We start from the raw sequence: 4,320 nt of genomic DNA on the forward strand, positions 1-4,320 counted from the left end.
TTGTCGTTCGGCGCGAATTCGATCAGCAGGTCTTCCCAGTTCGACTCGCCGTTGGTGAAATTGGCCTCGGCGACGAACGACCACCGCTCGCCCCAGGACCCCTGCAGGCCGATCCGGGCGGTGCGGAAGCGGTCTTCCGAGTCGCTGAAGTCGACGCCGACGGCCCGGTCGACATCCTGATCGACATAGTCGGCGAACACGCGTCCGCGGGGTTTGATGGTGAAGTCGCCCCAGCTGTATTCGGGCGCGCCCTTCCAGGCGCCGCTGGTCGATTGCGGGGCCTGGGCGAGGGCCGGACCGGCCGTGAGCGAGAGAGCGGCGGCGAGCGCGGCGCCCGCCATCAGGGTGTGTTGTCGCACTGTGGGAATCCTTCGGTTGCCCGCCGACCGGATGTGGTCTGTCAGGCCCCGGATTATCTTTCGACGACGACGGTTTCGCTTAGGTCCGGCGACGGAACGGTGAGATTGCGGTGACGCTTATCCGAAAGTCCGGACTCGGCACCGTGACGCTTCCCATGAAGATTTGTGACGGCGTCCCGGGGTGTGAATCCCGGGCGTGACGCGCGGGAGGTGAACAGCGAAACGCCGCGGGCCCTGCAGCCCGCGGCGTCCGGTCGGTCTCGAAGTATCGTCGGTCTACTGCGGGCTGGTCATCGGCGTCATGGCCGTGACGATGGCGCGCTGGGCCGCCAGCTGGTCGGCGGGCAGCGGCACCAGACCGCGGTCCTGCAGGTAGCCGCCGCGGCCGGCTGCGGCCTCGGAGATGAACTCCATCACAAACTCCCGCAGGCCCGGGGTCACGCCGACGTGCTGCTTCTTGACGTAGATGTAGAGGCTGCGGGCCAGCGGGTAGGAGCCGTCGGCGATGGTTGCGACCGAGGGGGCGACGCCGTCGATGGTCAGCGGCTTCACCGTGTCCATGTTCTGCTCGAGGAAGGAGAAGCCGAACACGCCCAGCGAACCCGGGGTGCGGGTCAGGGTCTGGACGATGGCGTTGTCGTTCTCGCCCGAGTCGATCCAGGCGTTATCCTCGCGCAGGGTGTGGGCCAGGGTCTCGAAGCGGTCCTTGTCCTCAATGGCGGCCAGCGCGGGGATCAGCTTGGCGCCGGGGGCCATCCCCAGTTCGAGGAAGGCGTCGCGGGTGCCCGAGGTCGGCGGCGGTCCATAGACCTGGATGCGCTGGCTGGGCAGGCCCGGATTGACCTGGTTCCAGGCGGTCGCGGGGTTGGCGGCGAAGGCCCCATTGGCGCCCGGAACCTCCTTGGCCAGGCCGAGGTAGAGATCCTGCAGGCGGAAATTCATGGCCTCGCCGTTGCGGGCGGTGGCGATGACGATGCCGTCGAAGCCGATCTTGATCTCGACGATGTCGGTGACGCCGTTCTTCTGGCAGAGCTCGAACTCGGACTTCTTCATCGGCCGCGACGCGTTGGCGATGTCCGCCGTGCCGGCGCCGACGCCCTCGCAGAATTTCTGGATGCCGCCGCCCGTACCCAGCGACTCAACGCGCGGGGCGGCGCCGCCCGAAGTGCGGGAGAAGTTCTCGGCCACGCGGCTGGCGAACGGGAAGACGGTCGAGGAGCCGACGGCGAGAATGCCCTGGCCGCCGGCTTCCCCGGGCGCGCCCGCCTTCTGGTTGTCGCCACAGGCGGCGAGCCCGAGCAGGGCGATCGCCGAGGCGGCGGCGAACAGGGTGCGGTTCATGGATGTGGCTCCGACAACGGTTGAGGTCGAAGCCGCTTGGAGCACAGGTTTGTGACGGGAGGGCCGATGGAAAGGTGACGGTTCGGCGACTGTGAGGCAGCAGGCGACGGGCGATAGCGGCCGCCGGGCCGCCGTCCGGAGTCAGGTCCGCTCGACCCGTTTCCTGCCGCCTGTTGCCTGTCGCCTAAATATGGATCGCGTGGCCCAGCGCCCGCAGGGACGCCTCGTGGAAGGCCTCGCCCATGGTCGGGTGGACGTGGATGGTTCCGGCCACGTCCTCGAGCAGGGCGCCCATCTCCAGCATCTGGGCGAAGCTGTTGCTGAGTTCCGAGACGTGCTGGCCGACGGCCTGGACGCCGAGCAGGCGATGGTCGGCCTTCGAGGCCAGGACGCGGACGAAGCCGCCGTCCGAGCCCGCCTCGATGGCCAGGGCGCGGCCGAGGGCCATCAGGGGGAAAACCGCCTGGATGACGTCGTCGCGGCCCTCGACGTCCAGCGGGCCGAGGCCGGCGGAAACGATCTCGGGCTCGGTGAAGCAGACCGCGGCGATGCTGACGGGGTCGAACCGCTTGTCATGGCCGGCGATGATCTCGGCGACGATCTCGCCCTGGGCGCTGCCCTTGTGGGCCAGCATGGGTTCGCCGGTCAGGTCGCCGACGGCCCAGACGTTCTTCATCGACGTGGCGCAGCGGTCGTCGATCTTCACGAACGGGCCGGCCATGGCCACGCCCATGTTCTCGAGGCCCCAGCCCCGGGTGCGGGGCTTGCGGCCGACGGTGACGAGGACCTTGTCGGCCTTGAGCTTCAGCGCCTTGCCGTCGGCGGTCGTGACGTTGAGCTGACCCTTCTCGAACGAGCCGGCCCTGGCGCCGAGGTGGAGTTCGACGCCGTGCGCCTCCAGCCATTTGCGGACCGGATCGGTCAGGGCCTTGTCGTAGAGGGGCAGCAGGCGGTCGGCCATTTCGACGATGGCGACTTCCGCGCCGAGCTTGCGGAAGGCGATGCCGAGTTCCAGCCCGATATAGCCGCCGCCGACGACGACCAGCCTGCCCGGCACCCTGTCCAGCGACAGGGCTTCGGTCGAGGAGATGACGTCGCCGCCGAAGGGCAGGAAGGGCAGTTCGACCGGCTCGGAGCCGGTGGCGAGGATGACGTGTTCGGCGCTGATCGTGATGTCGCCGTCGGCGGTCTTCACCGTGCAGGTCTTGGCGTCCGAGAAGGTCGCCCAGCCGTTGACGACCCGGACCTTCGCCTTCTTGAGCAGGCCGGCGACGCCCTGGTTCAGCTTTTTGACGATGCCGTCCTTCCATTCGACCGTCTGCTTCAGGTCGACGGCCGGCTTCGAGGCGGTGATGCCCAGGGTCCCGCCGTTCGCGGCCTTCGAGACCGTCTCGAACGTGTGGGCCGCATGGATGATGGCCTTGGACGGGATGCAGCCGACGTTCAGGCAGGTGCCGCCCAAGCCGTCGCCGCCGTCGACCAGCACGGTGTCGAGGCCCAGCTGGCCGCAGCGGATGCCAGCGACATAGCCGCCGGTCCCGGCGCCGATGATGAGGACTTTGGTTTTGATCGATTCGGCCATGGTCTCAGTTCATCCAGAGGGTGGCCGGATGCTCCAGAAGCCCCTTGATGCGCTGGACGAAGACGGCCGCGTCGTGGCCGTCGACGATGCGGTGATCGAAGCTGGAGGACAGGTTCATCATCTTGCGCACGACCATCTGGCCGTCCTTCACCACGACCCGTTCCTGGATCTTGTTGGGGCCGACGATGGCGACCTCGGGGTGATTGATGATGGGGGTGTGGACAACGCCGCCGAGCGTGCCCAGCGAGGTGATGGTGATGGTCGAGCCCGACAGCTCCTCGCGGCTGGCCTTGCCGGACTTGGCGGCGCCGGAGACGCGGGCGATCTCGGCGGCCGTGTCGTACGGATCGCGGGCCTCGGCGTGGCGGACCACGGGGACCATCAGGCCGTTCGGCGTCTGGGCGGCGATGCCGAGATGGACGGCGGCATGGGTGGTCAGGACCCCGCCCTCGTCGTCGTAGTGCGAGTTGATGGTCGGCTGGTCGCGCAGGGCCACGACGATGGCGCGGGCGATGAAGGGCAGGACGTTCAGCTTGGGCTGGTCGGCCTTGCGGTTGGCGTTGAGGTGGGCGCGGAGCTCCTCGAGGGCCGTGACGTCGATCTCTTCCACATAGGTGATGTGGGGGATGCGGCGAACGCTCTCGGCCATCTTCTCCGCGATCTTGCGGCGCAGGCCGATGATGCGGGTCTCGGTGGTTCCTTCGGCGCGGGCGTAGGTGGACGAGGCGGATGATCCGGAGGCGGACGATCCGTGGGCGCCGGAGGCCAGGTAGGCGTCGAGGTCGCCGTGCTCGATGCGGCCGGCCGGGCCGGAGCCGGGGACGAACTGGAGTTCGATCCCCAGGTCGCGGGCGCGCTGGCGCACGGCGGGGGAGGCGAGGGGGCGTTCGTAGCGGGCGGAGAGCCGAGCTTCCGAGCCCTTCCCCCTGGAGGGGGGAAGGGTTGGGATGGGGGTGGAGGTGGCGGGTTCGGACACGGTCTTCGACGCGGCGGGCTGAGCGGCGGCGGAGGCGCGTCCACCCTCACCCCCGGCCCCTC

Annotated in this window: 3 protein-coding genes and 1 pseudogene; all 4 read right to left on the minus strand. The window is 68.9% G+C overall.

Going from position 1 to position 4,320, the window contains the following annotated elements; translation table 11 throughout:
• Positions 1-359, minus strand: a pseudogene (locus tag VGD32_RS10275) (porin); the annotation flags it as partial.
• 276 nt (positions 360-635) lie between these two features.
• Positions 636-1,700 (minus strand): substrate-binding domain-containing protein, encoded by a 1,065-nt coding sequence (locus VGD32_RS10280; protein WP_331031795.1) that lies wholly within the window; start codon positions 1,698-1,700, stop codon positions 636-638.
• Between the two features lie 184 nt (positions 1,701-1,884).
• Positions 1,885-3,282, minus strand: coding sequence for a dihydrolipoyl dehydrogenase (gene lpdA / locus VGD32_RS10285; RefSeq protein WP_331031796.1), 1,398 nt, complete (start codon positions 3,280-3,282; stop codon positions 1,885-1,887).
• A 4-nt stretch (positions 3,283-3,286) separates the two neighbouring features.
• On the minus strand, positions 3,287-4,320 hold a 1,034-nt coding region (locus tag VGD32_RS10290), incomplete at its 5' end, for a dihydrolipoamide acetyltransferase family protein (RefSeq protein ID WP_331031797.1).

Origin of the sequence: Brevundimonas sp. (assembly GCF_036402095.1) — a bacterium.
Classification (GTDB): Bacteria; Pseudomonadota; Alphaproteobacteria; order Caulobacterales; family Caulobacteraceae; genus Brevundimonas.